This is a genomic window from Allobosea minatitlanensis, from assembly GCF_964020775.1.
The window spans coordinates 3,698,180-3,716,307 of the sequence record NZ_OZ224509.1 but is presented as its reverse complement, the minus strand read 5'-3'; the positions used below and the strand labels follow the sequence as shown (position 1 = coordinate 3,716,307).

The 18,128-nt window shown below is 68.6% G+C and carries 17 protein-coding genes; 5 read left to right on the top strand and 12 right to left on the bottom strand.

The genetic code is table 11. From position 1 onward, the window contains the following. Positions 1-141: 141 nt before the first annotated feature. The 3 genes from hisD (at position 142) to ACWH43_RS18325 (ending at position 2,520) form a co-directional block, all read left to right on the top strand. On the top strand, positions 142-1,434 hold the full coding sequence (hisD, locus tag ACWH43_RS18335; protein ID WP_158443637.1) for a histidinol dehydrogenase: 1,293 nt from the start codon (positions 142-144) through the stop codon (positions 1,432-1,434). A gap of 85 nt (positions 1,435-1,519) precedes the next feature. Next, complete coding sequence (locus ACWH43_RS18330; RefSeq protein ID WP_158443636.1) at positions 1,520-2,008, top strand: UPF0262 family protein; 489 nt, start codon at positions 1,520-1,522, stop codon at positions 2,006-2,008. A gap of 107 nt (positions 2,009-2,115) precedes the next feature. Further along, a complete protein-coding gene (locus ACWH43_RS18325; protein ID WP_158443645.1) occupies positions 2,116-2,520 on the top strand; it encodes an arsenate-mycothiol transferase ArsC in 405 nt (134 codons plus the stop codon). 171 nt (positions 2,521-2,691) lie between these two features. On the opposite strand, the gene ACWH43_RS18320 is transcribed toward ACWH43_RS18325, so the two are convergent. From ACWH43_RS18320 to ACWH43_RS18285, 8 genes are all read right to left on the bottom strand, one after another. Next, a complete protein-coding gene (locus tag ACWH43_RS18320; protein ID WP_158443635.1) occupies positions 2,692-4,416 on the bottom strand; it encodes a pilus assembly protein TadG-related protein in 1,725 nt (574 codons plus the stop codon). Positions 4,417-4,446: 30 nt separating this feature from the next. After that, positions 4,447-4,863: a TadE/TadG family type IV pilus assembly protein gene (locus ACWH43_RS18315; RefSeq protein ID WP_260348081.1), complete on the bottom strand. Its 417-nt coding sequence runs from the start codon at positions 4,861-4,863 to the stop codon at positions 4,447-4,449. Positions 4,864-5,043: 180 nt separating this feature from the next. After that, the gene (locus ACWH43_RS18310; protein WP_158443633.1) at positions 5,044-6,261 is read right to left on the bottom strand and encodes a phosphopentomutase; all 1,218 of its coding nucleotides are present in this window, start codon (positions 6,259-6,261) and stop codon (positions 5,044-5,046) included. Between the two features lie 2 nt (positions 6,262-6,263). Further along, positions 6,264-7,892 carry an ABC transporter ATP-binding protein gene (locus tag ACWH43_RS18305; protein ID WP_158443632.1) on the bottom strand — a complete coding sequence of 543 codons (1,629 nt, stop codon included), beginning with the start codon at positions 7,890-7,892 and terminating at the stop codon, positions 6,264-6,266. Further along, positions 7,889-9,064, bottom strand: a complete 1,176-nt coding sequence (locus tag ACWH43_RS18300) for an ABC transporter permease (protein ID WP_158443631.1) — start codon at positions 9,062-9,064, stop codon at positions 7,889-7,891. Before ACWH43_RS18300 ends, ACWH43_RS18305 begins: the two co-directional genes overlap by 4 nt. Before the next feature lie 2 nt (positions 9,065-9,066). Further along, positions 9,067-10,155 carry a microcin C ABC transporter permease YejB gene (locus ACWH43_RS18295; RefSeq protein ID WP_158443630.1) on the bottom strand — a complete coding sequence of 363 codons (1,089 nt, stop codon included), beginning with the start codon at positions 10,153-10,155 and terminating at the stop codon, positions 9,067-9,069. A 175-nt stretch (positions 10,156-10,330) separates the two neighbouring features. Next, positions 10,331-12,199, bottom strand: a complete 1,869-nt coding sequence (locus ACWH43_RS18290) for an extracellular solute-binding protein (RefSeq protein ID WP_448153578.1) — start codon at positions 12,197-12,199, stop codon at positions 10,331-10,333. 302 nt (positions 12,200-12,501) lie between these two features. Then, positions 12,502-13,044 carry a c-type cytochrome gene (locus tag ACWH43_RS18285; protein WP_158443628.1) on the bottom strand — a complete coding sequence of 181 codons (543 nt, stop codon included), beginning with the start codon at positions 13,042-13,044 and terminating at the stop codon, positions 12,502-12,504. A gap of 204 nt (positions 13,045-13,248) precedes the next feature. Here ACWH43_RS18285 and ACWH43_RS18280 point away from each other — a divergent pair, with 204 nt between their 5' ends. Next, the gene (locus ACWH43_RS18280; RefSeq protein ID WP_158443627.1) at positions 13,249-13,992 is read left to right on the top strand and encodes a 3-deoxy-manno-octulosonate cytidylyltransferase; all 744 of its coding nucleotides are present in this window, start codon (positions 13,249-13,251) and stop codon (positions 13,990-13,992) included. A gap of 8 nt (positions 13,993-14,000) precedes the next feature. After that, positions 14,001-14,855, top strand: a complete 855-nt coding sequence (locus tag ACWH43_RS18275) for a prephenate dehydratase (RefSeq protein ID WP_158443626.1) — start codon at positions 14,001-14,003, stop codon at positions 14,853-14,855. A 190-nt stretch (positions 14,856-15,045) separates the two neighbouring features. Here ACWH43_RS18275 and ACWH43_RS18270 read toward each other — a convergent pair whose 3' ends face one another. The 4 genes from ACWH43_RS18270 to mmsB all read right to left on the bottom strand — a co-directional run bounded on the left by ACWH43_RS18270 (position 15,046) and on the right by mmsB (position 18,076). After that, a complete protein-coding gene (locus ACWH43_RS18270) occupies positions 15,046-15,351 on the bottom strand; it encodes a DUF6295 family protein (RefSeq protein ID WP_260348083.1) in 306 nt (101 codons plus the stop codon). A gap of 14 nt (positions 15,352-15,365) precedes the next feature. Beyond that, positions 15,366-16,112: a dienelactone hydrolase family protein gene (locus ACWH43_RS18265; RefSeq protein WP_260348084.1), complete on the bottom strand. Its 747-nt coding sequence runs from the start codon at positions 16,110-16,112 to the stop codon at positions 15,366-15,368. A 76-nt stretch (positions 16,113-16,188) separates the two neighbouring features. After that, positions 16,189-17,145, bottom strand: a complete 957-nt coding sequence (gene nudC / locus ACWH43_RS18260) for an NAD(+) diphosphatase (protein ID WP_158443625.1) — start codon at positions 17,143-17,145, stop codon at positions 16,189-16,191. A 43-nt stretch (positions 17,146-17,188) separates the two neighbouring features. Next, the gene (gene mmsB / locus ACWH43_RS18255; protein ID WP_158443624.1) at positions 17,189-18,076 is read right to left on the bottom strand and encodes a 3-hydroxyisobutyrate dehydrogenase; all 888 of its coding nucleotides are present in this window, start codon (positions 18,074-18,076) and stop codon (positions 17,189-17,191) included. Between the last annotated feature and the right edge of the window lie 52 nt (positions 18,077-18,128).

Genomic DNA, 18,128 nt, shown 5'->3' with positions numbered 1-18,128 from the left:
GCCTCATCCCGGACAAGCCGCCTCCGGTGGCGCCGATCCGGGATCCATGCCTGAACCGTTCCGGCATCCGGGCCTCCCCGCGGTCGCCCGGGATGACGGCTGCGGGGAACGGCTATCGGACTGCCAGCTTCGAGGACACCCATGCCGATCAGGCTCGACGACAGGGATGCAGGCTTTGCCGAAGGCTTCGCGGCGCTGCTTTCCGCCAAGCGCGAGGTTTCGGAGGAGGTCGACCGCGTCGCCGCCGACATCATCGCCGAGGTCCGCGCGACGGGCGATGCGGGGCTGATCGCCTATACCAGCCGCTTCGACGCGCTCGACCTGACGCCGCAGACCTTGCGCGTCGGCGAGGCCGAGATCGACGCGGCGGTCGCGGCCTGTCCGCCGGAGCTGCTGGCGGCGCTGGAGACGGCGCGCGAACGCATCGAGGCCTATCACCGCCGCCAGAAGCCCGAGGATTCCTGGGTGAAGGACGAGGCCGGCGTCGAGAGCGGCTGGCGCTGGAGCGCCGTCGAGGCGGTCGGGCTCTATGTGCCGGGCGGCACGGCGAGCTACCCGTCCTCGGTGCTGATGAACGCAATCCCCGCCAAGGTCGCCGGCGTGCCGCGCATCGTCATGGTGGCGCCGACGCCGCGCGGCGAGACCAATCCGCTCGTGCTCGCCGCGGCCCGGCTCGCCGGCGTCGACGAGGTCTACCGCATCGGCGGCGCCCAGGCTGTGGCGGCGCTGGCCTATGGCACGCAGAGCATTGCCCCCGTCGCCAAGATCGTCGGCCCCGGCAACGCCTATGTCGCCGCCGCCAAGCGCCGCGTCTTCGGCCAGGTCGGCATCGACATGATCGCCGGCCCTTCCGAGGTGCTGGTCCTCGCCGACCGCAGCGCCAATCCCGACTGGATCGCGGCCGATCTGCTGGCCCAGGCCGAGCACGACGTCTCGGCCCAGTCGATCCTGATGACCGACGATGCCGGCGTCGCCGACGAGGTCGAGAAGGCGGTCGCCTCCCAGCTCGGGACGCTGCCGCGCGCCGAGATCGCGGGGAAGAGCTGGCAGGAGTTCGGCGCGATCCTGCTGGTCGCCGATCTCGAGGCGGCGGTTCCGCTGGTCGACCGGATCGCGCCGGAGCATCTCGAGATCGTCACGGCCGCTCCCGAGCGCCTCGCCGGGCTGATCCGCAATGCCGGCGCGATCTTCCTCGGCGGCCATACGCCGGAGGCGATCGGCGACTATGTCGGCGGCCCGAACCACGTCCTGCCAACCGCCCGTTCCGCCCGCTTCTCCTCGGGCCTCGGCGTCGGCGATTTCATGAAGCGGACCTCGCTGCTGAAATGCGGGCCGGAAGGGCTGCGCCGGCTGGCCCCGGCCGCCACGCATCTGGCCGAGGCCGAGGGCTTGCAGGCGCACGGCCGTTCCGTGACGATCAGACTCAATCTCTAGGGGCGCGCGCGCCGGTTGGCCGGAACGGGCCGGCCGGAGCGCCGTCGCGAGGCGCCGCCCTGGCGGTGCAGTCACAGGAGGAGCGATGCCCGCCGGCCCGTCTTCGGAAAAGCAGTCCCTCGTCGGCGTCACGCTCGACGAAACCTCGCTGGGGCGCGGCTCGCCCGACCAGGAGCACGAGCGCGCGATCGCGATCTACGATCTGCTGGAGCGCAACCGCTTCGCCGTGCCCGGCCATGACGGCGGGCCCTATCTCGCCCATCTCGCGCTGGTCGAGCGCCGGCTGGTCTTCGACATCAAGCAGGCGGACGGCGCGCCCATCGTCACGCACCATCTCTCGCTCACGCCGTTCCGGCGGATCGTCAAGGATTACGAGCTGATCTGCGAGAGCTACTATGCCGCGATCCGCACGCAGACCCCCGAGCAGATCGAGGCGATCGACATGGGCCGCCGCGGGCTGCACGACGAGGCGGCCGGCATTCTGGTCGAGCGGCTGGCGAACAAGGTCGAGGTCGATTTCGACACGGCCCGGCGCCTGTTCACGCTGATCTACGCGCTGCATTGGAAGGGCTGACGCGCTTGGAGCCGACAACCTCTTCAAGCGGAGGGAGGCCCGGTTCGCCTGAAGACGATGCCCCGGAGGCGCGCTCGCCGCCGCGGAAGGTCCAGAGCGTGCTCTTCATGTGCGCGATGAACGCCGTGCGCTCGCCGATGGCGGAGGCGCTGGCCAAGCACTTCTTCGGCAAGTCGATCTATGTCCAGTCGGCCGGGGCCCGCAAGGGCGAGGCCGACGGCTTCGCCCGGACGGCGCTGGAGGAGATCGGCATCGATCTCAGCCGCCACAAGCCGAAATCGGTGGAGGAGCTGGAGGAGTGGGAGGGGCTGAATTTCGACCTGATCATCTCGCTCTCCCCCGAGGCCCATCACAAGGCGCTGGAGCTGACGCGGACGCTGGCGGCGGAGGTCGAATACTGGCCGACCATGGACCCCACCCTCGTCCAGGGCTCGCGCGAGCAGAAGCTCGACGCCTATCGCGATGTCCGCGACGGGCTGGCCCGTCGCATCAAGGAGCGGCTCAGGCGCTGATATCGCGCCGCGTTTTCGGATCCGCTCGGAAACCGGCCTGTCATTGCGAGCGCGGCGAAGCAATCCAAGGGGACGGGGTGAGACGTTCAGCCCCATCCTCCTGGGTCGTGCTTCGTCGCTGGCGCTCCACGCAGAGACGGCTGGCCCGCCCTGATCGAGGCGGGCGGCGCTCTACCTGACCAGCACGGCGCCGCCGCAGCGCACGCCGGTGACCCAGCTATCGGCCTGTCCGAGGCCGATGCCGAGCGTGCCGAGGATGCCGGTGAGCAGGCTGTCGAGCGGCGTCACCGCATTGCCGACGATGCCGCCGACCAGCCCGTCGAGCCCCGGCAGGCCGAGGCCCAGCCCCAGCGCCTCGACCTCCAGCCTGAGGTCGCCGACCAGGCGCCCGAGCAGGGTGGCGACGAAGTTCTGCGTCGAGGTGGTCTTCTTGTCGCCGCGCAGGATCTCGGCATAGCCGAAGCTCACCGGCGTCTCGGCGAGGTTGGTCATCGTCACATGGGCCCGGGCGTTGACCTTGGCGAGCCCGATGACGTTGAGCAGCGTCGCGGCCGGCGGGTTGGGCGCGGTGCGGAAATTGTTGAACTCCGCCATCGAGACCTGCCCGATCCAGGCATCGACCAGCGCCGGCTTCACGCCGAGCGTGACGCGCGAGGTCGAGACGTCGCCCGGCGCGCATTGCAGGGCGGTGAGCTTGGCCGTCGCCGCCGCGAGTTCCAGATAGAGCGGCAGCCTGACGAGCGAGGCGACGCCCGAGCCGACGAGGTCGACGGTGAGCAGCAGGCGGGTCTGCGCCGTATGGACGCTCGCCCCGGTCCGCCCGATCCGCACCATGGCGCCGCCGACCGGGCGCTCGCCGATGCCGAGCTTGAGATTGACCGCCGCGATGCCCGGCAGGTTGAGCGCCAGCCCGACATCGACCTGTCGCTGGCCGTTGGCGATCTGCGCGACCGCCGAAACGAGGTCGAGCGCCGAGAGCGAGGCGGCGAGCGGCTTCGGCCCGGAAACCGGCCGGTCTCCGGCCGGCCCGAAGGAAACGAGCTTGGTCAGGTCGACCGGCAATCCGCCGGCGGCGACGGAAGCGAGCCGGCCGAGCGCGGCGGTGGCGGTGCCGCTGCGGGCGTCGTTGTCGCGCGAGGCGTCGACGATGGCGGACAGCACGTCGCCGAGCCTGGCATGCGCCTTCAGCACGTCGTCATAGCTCGCCGCGGTCAGGTCGAGCCGGGTCGCCAGATGCTTCGAGACATCGAAGAGGTCGACCCGCGCCTTGAGCAGCTCCTCGTAGTCCATCACCGAGAGCGAGACGCCGCCGCCGAGCAGGCTGCCGAGCAGGCCGTTGAGCAGGCCGCCATCGAGCCTGACCAGGCGCGAGCCGATGGCGAAGGCGGCCTGCGCGTCCTGATAGGCGATGGCGCTGCTGCCGATCGGGACGTCGCCGGCGTCCATGCTGATTTGCGTCGGGGACGGCTTCGCGCCGGGCGGCAGCGGCGGTGCGGCGCGCGAGGCGGCGAAGGCGCGCCCGAGCAGGAGCGGCGTCAGCGTCCGCATGTCGATCCTGACGGCGTTCGCGCTGGCGGCGGGGCCCGGCACGAAGCGGTCTTCCGGCGCCTTCGCCGGGTCGGGCGTGTAGGTGCCGGGCTGCACGGCGCTAATGCTCTCGCCCGGGAAGCCGTTCTTGCCGGCGCTGGCCTGGGCCGCGGCCTGGGCGCGCGGGATGTCGCTGGCGGCCGCCAGCGCCGCGAGGTCGTTGGCGGTCTGCAGCTTGCGCTTCTCGTAGAAGAAGCTGCCGACATCGACCGCCATGGCGCCGAAGCCGAGCAGGGCGACCAGCGAGATCGCGAACAGGATGGCGGCGCCGCCGCGTTCGTCGCGATGAAAATCGGTGATCTTGCGCATGACGAGCCCTCCCAGCCCGATGCCGTGGGTTCAGTAGCCGCCGCGTTGCACGACGGCGCGGCGTTCGATCAGAGGCTGTGGCAGCGCGACGAGCAGGCTGAGCCGGTCATAGAGGGAGCCGGTCATGTCGTAGCTGACCGCGACCTCGAAATCCTGCCGCTGCGGCCCGGTCTGGAGCGTCCGCACCTTGACCTTGGCAGGATCGATGAAGGCATAGGCGTCGGCATGGGCCGCGACGTAATCCTGTGCGATCCGGGCGCGCTCGGCGTCGCTCAGGCCGGCGACGGACGAGCGCGCCGCTTCGGCCGCCATCTGCTGGACGCTGTGATAGATGCCGAAGACGTAGCCATAGCCCATGATGCCGAGCAGCAGCAGCAACAGCACCGGCGCGACGAAGGCGAACTCGATCGCGCTGGTGCCGGCCTGGTTCCTTCCGAAAGATCCCAATGAAGCAATCATCGCGAAAGTCCCGATGGAAATAACAACCATAGGTTGTGTTCGACTCCTTGACGAAGCCTTAACGCGCGGGTCCGGCCGCGTTTCTGCTTAAGCGGGGCTTCCTGGTTTCAGCGGCATTTTAAGCGGGGTCCCGGGGGAACCGTCAGGAGATCCCGAACCGGCGCGGGCTTACCAGTGCCGCCCGGGCCCGACCGGGCCGATGCCGAGCCAGATGCCGAGGCTGGCGGCGATGTCGGCGAAGCTTTCGCGCCGGCCGAGCGGCTCAGGCACGATGCCGGGGCCGAAGGCGAGGATCGGCACATGCTCGCGGGTGTGGTCGCTGCCGCGCCAGCTCGGATCGTTGCCGTGATCGGCGGTGATGACGGCAAGGTCGCCGGGCTTCAGCGCTGCCTCGATCCGGGGCAGCAGCCTGTCGAAGGCTTCGAGCGCCGCGGCATAGCCGGGAATGTCGCGGCGATGGCCGTATTCGGTGTCGAAATCGACGAGATTGACGAAGCAGAAGCCGCCATCGGGCAGGCCGTCCCAGGCTTCCAGCGCCGCCTCCACCATCGCATGGTTGCCGAAGGGCTTGACCTCGGTGCCGGTGGCGCGATGGGCGAAGATGTCGCCGATCTTGCCGACGGTGACGACCGCGCGTCCCTGTGCCGCCAGCCGGTCGAGAATCGTCTCCTCCGGCGGCGGTATGGCGAAATCCTTGCGGTTGCCGGTGCGGGTGAAGCCTTGCTCCGGCGACCCGGTGAAGGGCCTTGCGATGACGCGGCCGATCCTGAGCGGATCGACCAGAGCGCGCACCGTCCGGCACAGCGCATAGAGCCGGTCGAGCCCGAAATGCTCCTCATGCGCCGCGATCTGGAGCACCGAATCGACCGAGGTGTAGCAGATCGGCTTGCCGCTCCGGATATGCTCGGCTCCGAGCTCCTCGATGATCGCCACGCCCGAGGCGTGCCTGTTGCCGAGGATGCCGGGCAGGGCGCCTTCCTTGACGATGCCGGCGACGAGCTCGGGCGGGAAGGAGCTTTCCAGCGCAGTGAAATAGCCCCAGCGGAAGTTCACCGGGCAGCCGGCGATCTCCCAATGGCCGGAGGGCGTGTCCTTGCCCTGGCTCAGCTCGACGCCGTAACCCCAGCGCCCCTGCGGCTGCGCCGGCTTCGCCACGCCCGCGAGCGGCCGCCCGGTGGAGGCCTCGCAGGCATGGGCGAGGCCGAGCCTGACCAGGTTCGGCAATTGCAGGGGGCCGCTGCGCAGCCCCTCGCGGTCGCCGCGCCCTGCGGCGCAGGCCTCCGCGATATGGCCGAGCGTGTCGGAGCCGGCATCGCCATAGGCGGCCGCATCCGCGGCGCCGCCGCAGCCGACCGAATCCAGCACGATCAGAATGGCGCGGGTCATGGTCACTCCCTCACGGCGGCCATGCCGGCCGGTTCGAGGTTGAGCGCGGCGGCGAGCAAGGCCTGCGTATAGGTCTCGCGCGGCCGGGCGAAGACCTCTTCCGCCGGGCCCTCCTCGACGACCTTGCCATTCTGCATCACGACCAGCCGGTGCGAGAGCGCCCGCACCACCTTGAGATCGTGGCTGATGAAAAGATAGCCCAGCTTGCGCTTCGCCTGAAGGCCGCGCAGGAGGTCGACGATCTGCGCCTGGACCGACATATCCAGCGCCGAGGTCGGCTCGTCCAGCACCACGAATTTCGGATCGAGCGCCATGGCCCGCGCGATCGCGATGCGCTGGCGCTGGCCGCCGGAGAATTCGTGCGGATAGCGGTCCATCGCCGCGGGATCGAGCCCGACATCGGCCAGCGCCTGCGCCACCACCTCGCGGCGCGCGGCATAGGACAGCCCCTTCTGCTGCACGCCGAGTCCCTCCGCCACGATCTCGGCCACCGACATGCGCGGCGAGAGCGAGCCATAGGGGTCCTGGAAGACGACCTGAAGGTCCTTGCGCTTCGGCCGGACCTGCTTGCTCGACAGCCCGTCGATGCGGTCGCCGAGGAAGACGATTGGCCCCTCGGACGAGATCAGTCGCAGGATGGCGAGGCCGAGCGTGGTCTTGCCGGAGCCGGACTCGCCGACAACGCCCAGAGTCTCGCCCTCGCGCACCCTGACCGAGATGCCGTCGACCGCCTTCACATGGCCGGTGACGCGGCGCAGGAAGCCCGACTTGATCGGGAACCAGATCTTCATCGGCCCGGCTTCCAGCAGCGTCGCGGCGTCGCTCGGCACCGGCTCCGGCCGCCCCTTCGGCTCGGCCGCGAGCAGGCGCTTCGTATAAGGATGCTGCGGATCGGCGAAGATCTCGGCCACCGGCCCCTCCTCGACGACCTTGCCCTTCAGCATCACCACGACCCGGTCGGCGATGCGCCGCACGATGCCGAGGTCATGGGTGATGAACAGCATCGCCATGCCGAGCCGGGTCTGGAGCTCCTTGAGCAGCTTCAGGATCTGCGCCTGCACGGTGACGTCGAGCGCGGTGGTCGGCTCGTCGGCGATCAGCAGGTCAGGCTCGTTGGCGAGCGCCATCGCGATCATCACGCGCTGGCGCTGCCCGCCCGAGAGCTGGTGCGGATAGGCGTCGAGCCGGCTTGCGGCATCGCGGATGCCGACGAGGCCGAGCAGTTCGAGCGTGCGGGCACGGGCCTTCTCGCCGCGCAGGCCCTTATGCAGCTCGAGAATCTCGCCGATCTGCTTCTGGATCGTATGCAGCGGGTTGAGCGAGGTCATCGGCTCCTGGAACACCATGGTGATGTCGTTGCCGCGCACCTTGCGCATCGCATCCTCGTCGGCGGCGATCAGGTCCTGCCCCTTGAACAGCACCTTGCCGGAGGGGTGATGCGCCGCCGGATAGTTCAGCAGCTTCAGGATCGACAGCGCCGAGACCGACTTGCCCGAGCCGGATTCGCCGACGATCGCGACGGTCTCGCCCTTGTCGATCGCGAACGAGACATGGTCGACCGCGAGCGTCTCCCTGCCGCCCTGGCGGAAGGCGACGGAAAGGTCCTCGACCGAGAGGAGAGGCGCACTCATGCGAAGGTCTTCCGCGGGTCGAAGGCGTCGCGCACCGCCTCGCCGATGAAGATCAGCAGCGACAGCATCAGCGCGATGACGGCGAAGCCGGAGAGGCCGAGCCAGGGCGCCTGGAGATTGGCCTTGCCCTGCGCCAACAGCTCTCCCAGCGAGGGCGAGCCCGGCGGCAGGCCGAAGCCGAGGAAGTCGAGCGAGGTCAGCGTCGTGATCGAGCCGTTGAGGATGAAGGGCAGGAAGGTCAGCGTCGCCACCATGGCGTTGGGCAGGAGGTGGCGGATCATGATCGTGCGGTTGGAGAACCCCAATGCGCGCGCCGCCCGGACATATTCGAAGTTCCGCGCCCGCAGGAACTCGGCGCGCACCACCCCGACCAGCGAGACCCATGAGAACAGCAGGAGGATGCCGAGCAGCACGAAGAAGCCCGGCGTGATGATCGCCGCGACGATGATCAGCAGGTAGAGCGCCGGGATCGAGGTCCAGATCTCGATCAGCCGCTGGAAGATCAGGTCGGTCCAGCCGCCGAAATAGCCCTGCACGGCGCCGGCCGCGATGCCGATCACCGAGGAGACCGCGCAGAGGATCAGCCCGAACAGCACCGAAATGCGGAAGCCGTAGATCAGCCGCGCCACCACGTCGCGGCCCTGATCGTCGGTGCCGAGCCAGTTCCATTCGAGGTCGCGGCAGGTCGAGCCGCCGGTGCGCTCGGCGATCGGTTTGCACTGCTCGTCCTTGAGCAGCCATGTCGGCGGGGCAGGGGCGGGGACGGGCAGGTCGAGATTGTTGGTATTGTAGCTGTAGCGGATCGGCGGCCAGACCGCGAAGCCGTTGGCCGCGATCTCCTTGGCGATGACGGGATCGCGATAATCGGTCGTGGCGAGGAAGCCGCCGAATTTCTCCTCCGGATAGTTCACCGCGACCGGGAACAGCCACTCGCCCTTGTAGCGCACGAGGAGGGGCCGGTCGTTGGCGATGAACTCGGCGACGAGCGAGAGCAGGAACAGCGCCAGGAACAGCCAGAACGACCACCAGCCGCGCTTGTTGGCCTTGAAATTGTTGAGGCGGCGCCGGTTGATCGGCGTCAGCTTGAGCCAGCCCTGGCTGGCTTCGACCGGCGCGAGCGGGGCATCGGCGCGCAGGGACGGCGGCGGGATATCGAGCAGGGTGTCGCTCATGCTCAGCTCTCCCGCGTCTCGAAATCGATGCGGGGATCGACCCAGCTATAGGTCAGGTCGGTGAGCAGATGCACGAGGAGGCCGATCAGCGAGAAGATGTAGAGATTGGCGAAGACCACCGGATAGTCGCGGTTGACGATCGCCTCGAAGGAAAGCAGGCCGAGCCCGTCGAGCGAGAAGATCGTCTCGATCAGCAGCGAGCCGGCGAAGAGCGCGCTGACGAAGGCGCCCGGGAAGCCGGCGATGACGATCAGCATCGCATTGCGGAAGACATGGCCGTAGAGCACGCCGCGCTCGGAGAGACCCTTCATCCGCGCGGTCAGCACGTATTGCTTGCGGATCTCGTCGAGGAAGGAGTTCTTGGTCAGCAGCGTCGAGGTCGCGAAGGCGCCGAGCGCCATCGCCGTCACCGGCAGGCAGATATGCCAGAGATAGTCCTTCACCTTGCCGATCAGCGAGAGATCGCTCCAGTTGTCGGAGGTCAGCCCGCGGAGCGGGAAGATCTGCCAGAAGGAGCCGCCGGCGAAGAGCACGATCAGCAGGATCGCGAACAGGAAGCTCGGAATGGCATAGCCGACGATGACGACGGCGCTGGTCCACGTGTCGAAGCGCGAGCCTTCCTTCACCGCCTTGCGGATGCCGAGCGGGATCGAGATCGCGTAGGAGATCAGCGTCATCCACAGGCCGAGCGAGATCGAGACCGGTAGCTTCTCCTTGATGAGCTGGAGCACCGGCGCGCCGCGGAAGTAGGAGCGGCCGAAATCGAAGCGGGCATAGTCGGTCAGCATCTTCCAGAAGCGCTCTGGCGCCGGCTTGTCGAAGCCGAACTGCTTTTCCAGTTCCTTGATGAAGGCGGGGTCGAGCCCCTGCGCGCCGCGATAGGCCGAGGCCTCGCCGCCTTGTCCACCGGCATCGCCGCCCTGGCCGCCGCCCACGCGGTCGGCCGCGCTGCTATTCGGGTTCTGGAGCTGCGAGATCACGCGCTCGACCGGGCCCCCCGGCGCGAACTGCACGATGATGAAGGAGACGAGCAGGATGCCGAACAGGGTCGGCACCATCAGGGCGAGACGCCGGGCGATATAGCTCAGCATGGCGCCCCGCCGTCATTCCGGGGCATGGCGAAGCCATGAGCCCGGAACCCATGAACACAGCGCTGCGGAATGACCGGTTTTCCCGCTAAAGCAGCCTGATAATGTCCAGCGGTGTTCATGGGTTCCGGGCGCTTCGCTGCGCGAAGCCCCGGAATGACGTCGAGGTTCCGCACCATCACGCCTTCCCGATCCGCTTGGCCTTCTCGGCGTCGTACCACCAGATGCCCGGCGCGCCGGAGCCGTATTTCGGCTTGGTCTGCGGCCGGTCGAACATGTCCCAATAGGCCAGCCATTCCTCGTCGTTCCACCACATCGGGATCCAGTAGCGGCCGGCGCGCAGCAGGCGGTCGAGGCATTTCGCGGCGGTGATCGCCTCGGCGTAGCTGTGCGCCTGGCCGATCCTGTCGATCATCGCGTCGACCGCCGGGTCGCTGATGCCGTTCTGGTTGCGCGAGCCGCGCGTCCTGGCGGCTTCAGAGCCATAGACGACGCGCAGCGTGTCGCTCGGGATGGCGCTGCCGCCGAGGGCGCGGGTGATGATGTCGAAATCGAACTCGTCGAGGCGGCGCTGATACTGCGCCGGATCGACGAAGCGCGAGGTGGCGTTGATGCCGAGCCGCTTCAGATTGGCCTGGAAGGGCTGGGTATGCGGCTGGAGTGCCGGGTTGGAATCGAGGAACTCGATCTCGAAGGGCTGGCCGTTCGGCAGCTTCAGCACATTGCCCTCGCGCTTGCAGCCGGCGGCGCGCAGCATCTCGTCGGCCTTGCGCAGCAAGGCGCGGTCGCTGCCGGAGCCGTCCGAGACCGGCGGCAGCCAGGGCTCGCCGAAGACCTCGTCCGGCACCTTGCCGCGCCAGGGCTCGAGCAGGGCGAGCTCCTCCGGCGAGGGCTTGCCGACGGCCTTGGAATCCGAGTTCTCGAAATAGGAGGTCAGCCGCTCGTAGAAGCCGAACATGATGGTCTTGCGCGTCCATTCGAAGTCGAAGGCGAGTCCCAGCGCCTCGCGGATGCGCGGATCGGCGAATTTCTCGCGCCGCAGATTGTAGATCCAGCCCTGCGAGGCGACCGGGGCCGTCCGCGGCAGCGTGACCTTCTGGACCTTGCCCTCCTTGATGGCGGGGAAGTCGTAGCCGGTCGCCCAGATGCGCGAGGTGAACTCCTCCTGGAAGGTGACGACGCCGCTCTTGAAGCCCTCGAAGGCCACCTGCCGGTCGCGGAAATACTCCCAGCGCACCCGGTCGAAATTATTGGTGCCGACATTCACCGGCAGGTCCTTGCCCCAATAGTCGGGGACGCGCTCGAACTCGATGAAGCGGCCCTGCTCGAAACGCCCGACCTTGTAGGCGCCGGAGCCGAGCGGCGCTTCCAGCGTCGAGGCGGTGAAGTCCCGCGTCGACCAGTAGGCCTCCGAGAACACGGGAAGGCTCGCCACGACCAGATGCAGGTCGCGCCCGCGCTTCGGCGAGAGCTGCACCACGGCGATGTCGTCGCCCTCGGCGGTGGCCGAGACCATCTCGTTGAGGGTCAGCCGGTAGGAGGGGTGGCCCTTCTCCTTGAGGATGTTGAGCGAGAAGGCGACGTCCCGGGCGGTGACGCGCGAGCCGTCATGGAACTTCGCCTCCGGCCTCATCCGGAAGCGATAGGTCAGCTTGTCGGGCGAGACCGCGACGCTTTTCGCCAGGAGCCCGTAGAGCGAGCCCGGCTCGTCGCCGGAGCCTGCCATCAAGCTGTCGAAGCAGGCATCCATGCCGGCCGCGCCGTCGCCCTGCAGCACCCAGATGTTGAGGGTGTTGAAGGTGTCGAAGCTCTGGTTGCCGCTGGCGCTCTTGATCTGCACCGTCAGGGTGCCGCCCTTGGGAGCATCCGGGTTCACATAGGGGAAATGCGGGAAGTCCGGCGGCAGGGCGAGGTCGCCGAAGGTCGAGAGTCCGTGCAATTCGGCTTCCTGCGCGCGCGCTGCCCCGGACGATGCCGGCAGGGCGGCCGCGGCCGCCATGACGCCTCCGGCTTCCAGCAGCCTGCGGCGTGTGATGCGCATCGCCATCGTCTCGCGTCTCCTTCTCCGATTCGCCGTCTTCTTGTCGCGCGTGGACGCTGCAACGGCAATGCCGACGATCAGGCCTGCATTCTCGTCATGGTGAAGGCGGGAACGAGGCGCGGCAAGAAAAAGCCGGCAAGAAAAAGCCGGCAAGAAAAAGCCGGGCGGCGGCCGAGCAGGGACGGAGGCGTTCCCGGCCGAAAGGCCGGGTAAAGAGGTCCTCGCATGCGAAGATCGCCGCGCGTCCGGCGGGACGGCGGCGATCCGGGATCGGTGCTGGGGAAGCGCGGCGCGCGCAGGCAAGCCGGTCAGGGCTTTGGCAGCGGCTTCGGTGAATCCGACAGGGTGTTGAGATAGGCGACGACGTCGGCGCGGGTCTGGGGGTTGCTGATGCCGGCGAAGGACATCGCGGTGCCCGGGACATAGGCCTTCGGGTTCTTCAGGAAGTGGTCGAGGCCGTCGGCGTCCCAGGTCTTGTCGTTGCGGCCCTTCATCGCGGCCGAGTAGCCGAAGCCGTCGACGGTGCCTTCGTTGCGGCCATAGACGTCGAAGAGATGCGGGCCGACCTTGTTGGGGCCGCCCTTCTCGAAGCTGTGGCAGGCCTTGCAGGCGGCGGTCGCCTTCTCGCCCTTGGCGACGTCGGCCTTGGCGAGGCGCTCGACGATCGGGGGGTCTTCCGCCGGAGCGGGCGCGGCGCCGCCGGCGGAGGTCGGCTCGGCGCTCGGCAGGTCGTAACCGGGAACGGCCGGCTTGTGCGGCGCGAAGGCGATGCCGGCCACCATCTGGAGGCCCATCACCACGAGGAGCGTGGAGAGTACCGCACCGGCGATCTTGTTGGCTTCGATATTCATCGTATCCGAACCCTGGAGCCTTCCGCGGCCAGGGCGCGGGAGACGGAGATAGCGGTTGGCCGGAGTCTTGAACGGCTCCAGCCTCGGATGCTGCTTAACCGCTTTGCGCGCTTGATTGCAACTCGTATAAGCGCGCTTCGTTTCGAGAACTTTTCGCCGTCGCCGCCGCTCCGGTGCGGCGTCCCACCGGGCCTGCCGCCGATCATGCCGAATCCCCTGATTCTCATCCCCGCCCGCATGCAGGCCTCGCGCCTGCCGGGCAAGCCGCTCGCCGACATCCATGGCGAGCCGATGATCGTCCATGTCTGGCGCCGCGCCATGGAGACGGGGCTGGGACCCGTCGTCGTCGCGACGGATTCGCCCGAGATCGTCGCGGCTGTGGAAAAGGCCGGCGGCCGCGCCGCGCTCACCCGCCCCGATCATCCGTCCGGCTCGGACCGCATCAAGGAAGCGGCGGACCTCGTCGACCCGCAGGGCCGCCACGACGTCATCGTCAACGTCCAGGGCGACCTGCCGACCATCGACCCGCGGGTCATCGTCGCCTCGGTGGCGCCGCTCGCCGACCCGGCGGTGGACATCGTCACCCTCGCCGCCGTGATCACGCGCGAGGAGGAGAAGACGGAGGCGAGCGTGGTCAAGGCGATCGGCAGCGAGATCGGCCCCGGCCGGATGCGGGCGCTCTACTTCACCCGCGCGACCGCCCCGAGCGGGGAGGGGCCGCTCTACCACCATATCGGCCTCTACACCTATCGCCGCGGGGCGCTCGACCGCTTCGTCGCGCTGCCGCAATCGCCGCTGGAGCGGCGCGAGCGTCTGGAGCAGTTGCGCGCCGTCGAGGACGGCATGCGCATCGACATCATCGTCGTCGACGACGTGCCGCTCGGCGTCGACACGCCCCATGATCTCGATCGCGCCCGCGCGATCCTGAAGTCCCGTGCAGGAGTGTGAAGCGTCCCATGTCCTTCGTCGTGTCCTACCAGGGTGAGCCCGGAGCCTTCTCCTCGCAGGCCGCCCTCCAGGCCTTTCCGGACTGCGAGCTCCTGCCCTGCGCCACCTTCGAGGACGCGCTCGCCGCGGTCAGCGACGGCAAGGCGCGCTACGGCATGATTCCGATCGACAACTCGATCGCCGGCCGCGTCGCCGACATCCACCATCTGCTGCCGCGCTCGGGGCTGCAGATCGTCGGCGAGCATTTCCTGCCGATCCGCTTCCATCTGATGGGCGTTCCGGGCGCGACGCTGGGGACCGTCAAGACGGTGCAGAGCCACATCCATGCGCTCGGCCAGTGCCGCAAGATCATCCGCAAGCTCGGCCTCAAGGCCGAGGTCGCCGCCGACACCGCCGGCTCCGCCCGGCAGGTCGCCGAGGCGGGCGATCCGACCCGCGCCGCCATCGCCCCGCGGATCGCCGCCGAGGTCTACGGCCTCGACATCCTGATGGAGGACATCGAGGACGAGAAGCACAACACCACCCGCTTCGTCGTGCTCTCGAAATATCCCGAATATGCCCGCCAGGGCTCCGGCAAGACGGTGACGACGCTGATGTTCCGCGTCCGCAACATCCCGGCCGCGCTCTACAAGGCGATGGGCGGCTTCGCCACCAACGGCATCAACATGACGAAGCTCGAAAGCTACATGGTCGACGGGCTGTTCTCCGCGACCATGTTCTACGCCGATGTCGAGGGGCATCCGGACGATCCGGCGCTCAGGCGCGCGCTCGACGAGCTCGCCTATTTCTCCAAGGAGATGAAGATCATGGGCGTCTACCCCGCCAGTGATTTCCGCTCCACCATCGAGGAGCCGGCGGAGTAGCCGCGCAGGACTGGGAACCGCGCCGTCATTCCGGGGGCGGGCCTCGAGGCCCGAGCCCGGAATCCATGAACACGGCGGTTCCTCGGAAATATCGATCCGGGGAGCTTCATCGTCCCATATCGTGTTCATGGGTTCCGGGCTCTTCGCTGACGCGAAGCCCCGGAATGACGGCGTGTTTCTCTGATCGTCTTCAGGCCGCCTCGACCAGGCGCGCCGGCGCGCCCTTGCCGCGCACCTCGGCTTCCTCGAATTCCGCTTCCGCGATCGCCCGGCCGAGCGCCTCGTGCAGCGCCTTGGCGGTTTCCAGGGTCAATTCGACGCCGGCCCGCGCCCCGGCATCGAGCCGGGCGTTGACGAAGTCCAGCGTGATGGCGTCCGCCAGCGGCGCGTGGCGGGCATGGTCGTAGGCGACGACGGCCTGCGTCAGCGGAAACCAGCCGTCGCCGCGCTTGGCCATGCCCTCGACGGGAACGATCTCGACGATCGATGTGCACATGATGCGCCCTCCGGTTACGACAGGTGCTTGCCGAAGAAGGCGAGGAGCTTGCTCCAGCCATCCATGGCCTGCTCGGGACGATACATCGGCCGGTGCCAGTAGAAGAAGCCGTGGCCGGCGCCGTCATAGCGGTGGAATTCGTAGGCCTTGCCGTGCTGCTTCAGCTCGGCCTCGTGCTGGTTCACCTGTTCCGGGCTCGGCGCCCGATCCTCGTTGCCGAAGATGCCGATCAGCGGGCAGGAGAGGTCCCCCGTCAGGGTGTTCGGCGAGACCGGCGTCTTGGCGTTGAGATCCTCCGGCGGCATGATCACGCGCCCGCCCCAGAGCTCGGCGCAGGCGTCGACGTCCTGCTTGCGGCAGGCGTAGAGGAAGGCGTGCCGCCCGCCCGAGCAGGAGCCGAACAGGGCGACCTTGCCGTTATGCTCCGGCTGGCTGCGCGCCCATTTCACGGCAGCCTCGGTATCGCCGACGACCTGCGCGTCCGGCACGCCGCCCTCGGCCCGCACCCGGGCCGCGACGTCGTCCGGAGTGCCCGGGCCGGAGCGCTCGTAGAGATTGGCGCAGATCGCGATATAGCCGTGATGCGCGAAGCGCCGCGTCGTCTCGATATAGAACTCGCTCCAGCCGGGCAGGTGGTGGACCAGCACCACCGCGGGAAAGGGGCCGGGCCCCTCGGGCTTGGCGACATAGGCGGTGACGGGAAAGCCGCCGTCGCCGGCGATGGTCACATTGGCGCAGCTCATGCCTCGGTAGAAAGACATCGCGGTCCTCCAGCAGTGTCCGGCCGGCGCAGGGAGCGCCGGCTTCAGGCCGTCTGCGCGATGAAGCGGGACGGCTTCAGATCCGCTCGCCCTCCAGCGCCCAGGCGCGGACCAGCGTGTTGGCGATGGCGATGTGCTGCGGGCAGGCGAGGCCATCGGGATGCCGGCCGTCGAGCATCTGCAGCACCTCATCGCGCGGGAACCAGCGGCCGGCCTCGAGCTCGGTCATGTCGAGCGTGATCTCGTCGCCCAGCGCCTCGGCGATGCAGCCGACCATGATCGAGGAGGGGAAGGGCCAGGGCTGCGAGGCGACGTAGCGGACCGTGCCGACCCTGAGGCCGGCTTCCTCCCAGCTCTCGCGGCGCACCGCGTCCTCCAGCGTCTCGCCCGGCTCGACGAAGCCCGCGATGCAGGAATACATGCCCGGCGCGAAGCGGGCCTGGCGTGCGAGCAGGCAGCTTTCGCCGCGCGTCACCAGCATGATCACCACCGGGTCGGTACGCGGGAAATGCAGCGCGCCGCAGGCCGTGCATTCGCGCCGCCAGCCCGAGGTTCCGGCGACGGTCTGGCCGCCGCACTGGGCGCAGAAGCGGTGCCGGGCATGCCAGTCGAGCACCGCCTTGGCCTCGCCGAGCGGGCCGACCTCGTCCTCCGGCACGAGCCGCTTGAGAGCGACCGAGCGCAGATCGGTGACGACCAGCTCGGGGCGCTCCTTCAGCGTCTCCGCCAGGGCGCGGTCGAGCAGGCGTCCGAAGCGCGGCGAGCCGTCCTCGGCCATGCCGAGGAAGATCTCCTCCTGCGCCGGACCGAGCATCTCGGTCTCGCCATGGCTGAACCAGACCGAGAGTTTCTCGCCGTCGACGCGGTTGAGGATCGGCGTCTCGCCGGCCACGGCGGCGATCAGCGTGTCGGAGCGGTGACGCAGCGCCGTCACCGCATCCGGCTTGTTGCGCAGATCCTCGCGCCGGTCGAGCCGGTTGATCGCGAAACCGGTCAGGGAAGAGCGTTCGCGGCGCAAGGGAACATCGTTCATGGGTCCGTCCTAGACCCGCGACACCCTGTCGCGCAAGCGCTCCTCAATCATGCCCGCGCCCGCGCAGAAGCTGGATGATCCCGGAGAAATCCGTGCCGCCTTCGCCCCAGGCATTGTGCAGTCCGAAGAGCTGCGCCGCCGCCGCCCCGAGCGGGGTCGAGGCGCCGGCGGCCTGGGCCGCTTCCTGCGACAGCTTGAGGTCCTTCAGCATCAGGGCCGAGGCGAAGCCGGGCTTGTACGCGTTGTTCGCCGGCGAGGTCGGCACCGGCCCCGGCACCGGGCAATAGGTGGTCAGCGACCAGCACTGGCCGGACGAGGTCGAGGCGACGTCGAACAGCGCCTGATGCGAGAGGCCGAGCTTCTCGGCCAGCACGAAGGCCTCGCAGACGCCGATCATCGAGATGCCGAGGATCATGTTGTTGCAGATCTTCGCAGCCTGCCCGTTGCCGGCGCCGCCGCAATGCACGATCTTGCGGCCCATTTTGGCGAGGATCGGCTCGCCCCGGTCGAACGCCTCGGCGCTGCCGCCGACCATGAAGGTCAGCGTCGCGCCCTTGGCGCCGCCGGTGCCGCCCGAGACCGGGGCGTCGAGCGAGGGGCAGCCGCGCTCGGCCGCTAGCGCATGCGCCTTGCGCGCGCTCTCGACGTCGATGGTCGAGGAATCGATCAGCAGCGTCCCCGGCTTCACCGCCGGCAGGATGTCGGCCCAGACCGAGAGTACGTGCTTTCCGGCCGGCAGCATGGTGACGACGACCTCGGCCTCGGCCACCGCCTCCTTCGCCGAGCCGGCGATGCCGACCCCCATTTCCGCGGCGGCATCCTTCGACGCCTGTACCAGATCGAAGGCCTTGACGCTGTGACCGGCCTTGGCGAGGTTCCCGGCCATCGGGCCGCCCATATTGCCGAGGCCGATGAAGGCGATGTTGGTCATTGGCGCGTTTCCTTCCATTCTGGTTGACGGAATACCTTTTACGGAATAGCTT

Bases quoted from the DNA above. Each gene is read 5' to 3' on its own strand.
- ACWH43_RS18265 (WP_260348084.1), bottom strand. From the start codon at position 16,112: ATGTCTTTCTACCGAGGCATGAGCTGCGCCAATGTGACCATCGCCGGC.
- nudC (WP_158443625.1), bottom strand. From the start codon at position 17,145: ATGAACGATGTTCCCTTGCGCCGCGAACGCTCTTCCCTGACCGGTTTC.
- mmsB (WP_158443624.1), bottom strand. From the start codon at position 18,076: ATGACCAACATCGCCTTCATCGGCCTCGGCAATATGGGCGGCCCGATG.
- ACWH43_RS18300 (WP_158443631.1), bottom strand. From the start codon at position 9,064: ATGAGCGACACCCTGCTCGATATCCCGCCGCCGTCCCTGCGCGCCGAT.
- ACWH43_RS18310 (WP_158443633.1), bottom strand. From the start codon at position 6,261: ATGACCCGCGCCATTCTGATCGTGCTGGATTCGGTCGGCTGCGGCGGC.
- ACWH43_RS18280 (WP_158443627.1), top strand. From the start codon at position 13,249: ATGCCGAATCCCCTGATTCTCATCCCCGCCCGCATGCAGGCCTCGCGC.
- ACWH43_RS18285 (WP_158443628.1), bottom strand. From the start codon at position 13,044: ATGAATATCGAAGCCAACAAGATCGCCGGTGCGGTACTCTCCACGCTC.
- ACWH43_RS18330 (WP_158443636.1), top strand. From the start codon at position 1,520: ATGCCCGCCGGCCCGTCTTCGGAAAAGCAGTCCCTCGTCGGCGTCACG.
- ACWH43_RS18295 (WP_158443630.1), bottom strand. From the start codon at position 10,155: ATGCTGAGCTATATCGCCCGGCGTCTCGCCCTGATGGTGCCGACCCTG.
- ACWH43_RS18325 (WP_158443645.1), top strand. From the start codon at position 2,116: ATGTGCGCGATGAACGCCGTGCGCTCGCCGATGGCGGAGGCGCTGGCC.
- ACWH43_RS18305 (WP_158443632.1), bottom strand. From the start codon at position 7,892: ATGAGTGCGCCTCTCCTCTCGGTCGAGGACCTTTCCGTCGCCTTCCGC.
- ACWH43_RS18320 (WP_158443635.1), bottom strand. From the start codon at position 4,416: ATGCGCAAGATCACCGATTTTCATCGCGACGAACGCGGCGGCGCCGCC.
- hisD (WP_158443637.1), top strand. From the start codon at position 142: ATGCCGATCAGGCTCGACGACAGGGATGCAGGCTTTGCCGAAGGCTTC.
- ACWH43_RS18270 (WP_260348083.1), bottom strand. From the start codon at position 15,351: ATGTGCACATCGATCGTCGAGATCGTTCCCGTCGAGGGCATGGCCAAG.
- ACWH43_RS18275 (WP_158443626.1), top strand. From the start codon at position 14,001: ATGTCCTTCGTCGTGTCCTACCAGGGTGAGCCCGGAGCCTTCTCCTCG.
- ACWH43_RS18290 (WP_448153578.1), bottom strand. From the start codon at position 12,199: ATGGCGATGCGCATCACACGCCGCAGGCTGCTGGAAGCCGGAGGCGTC.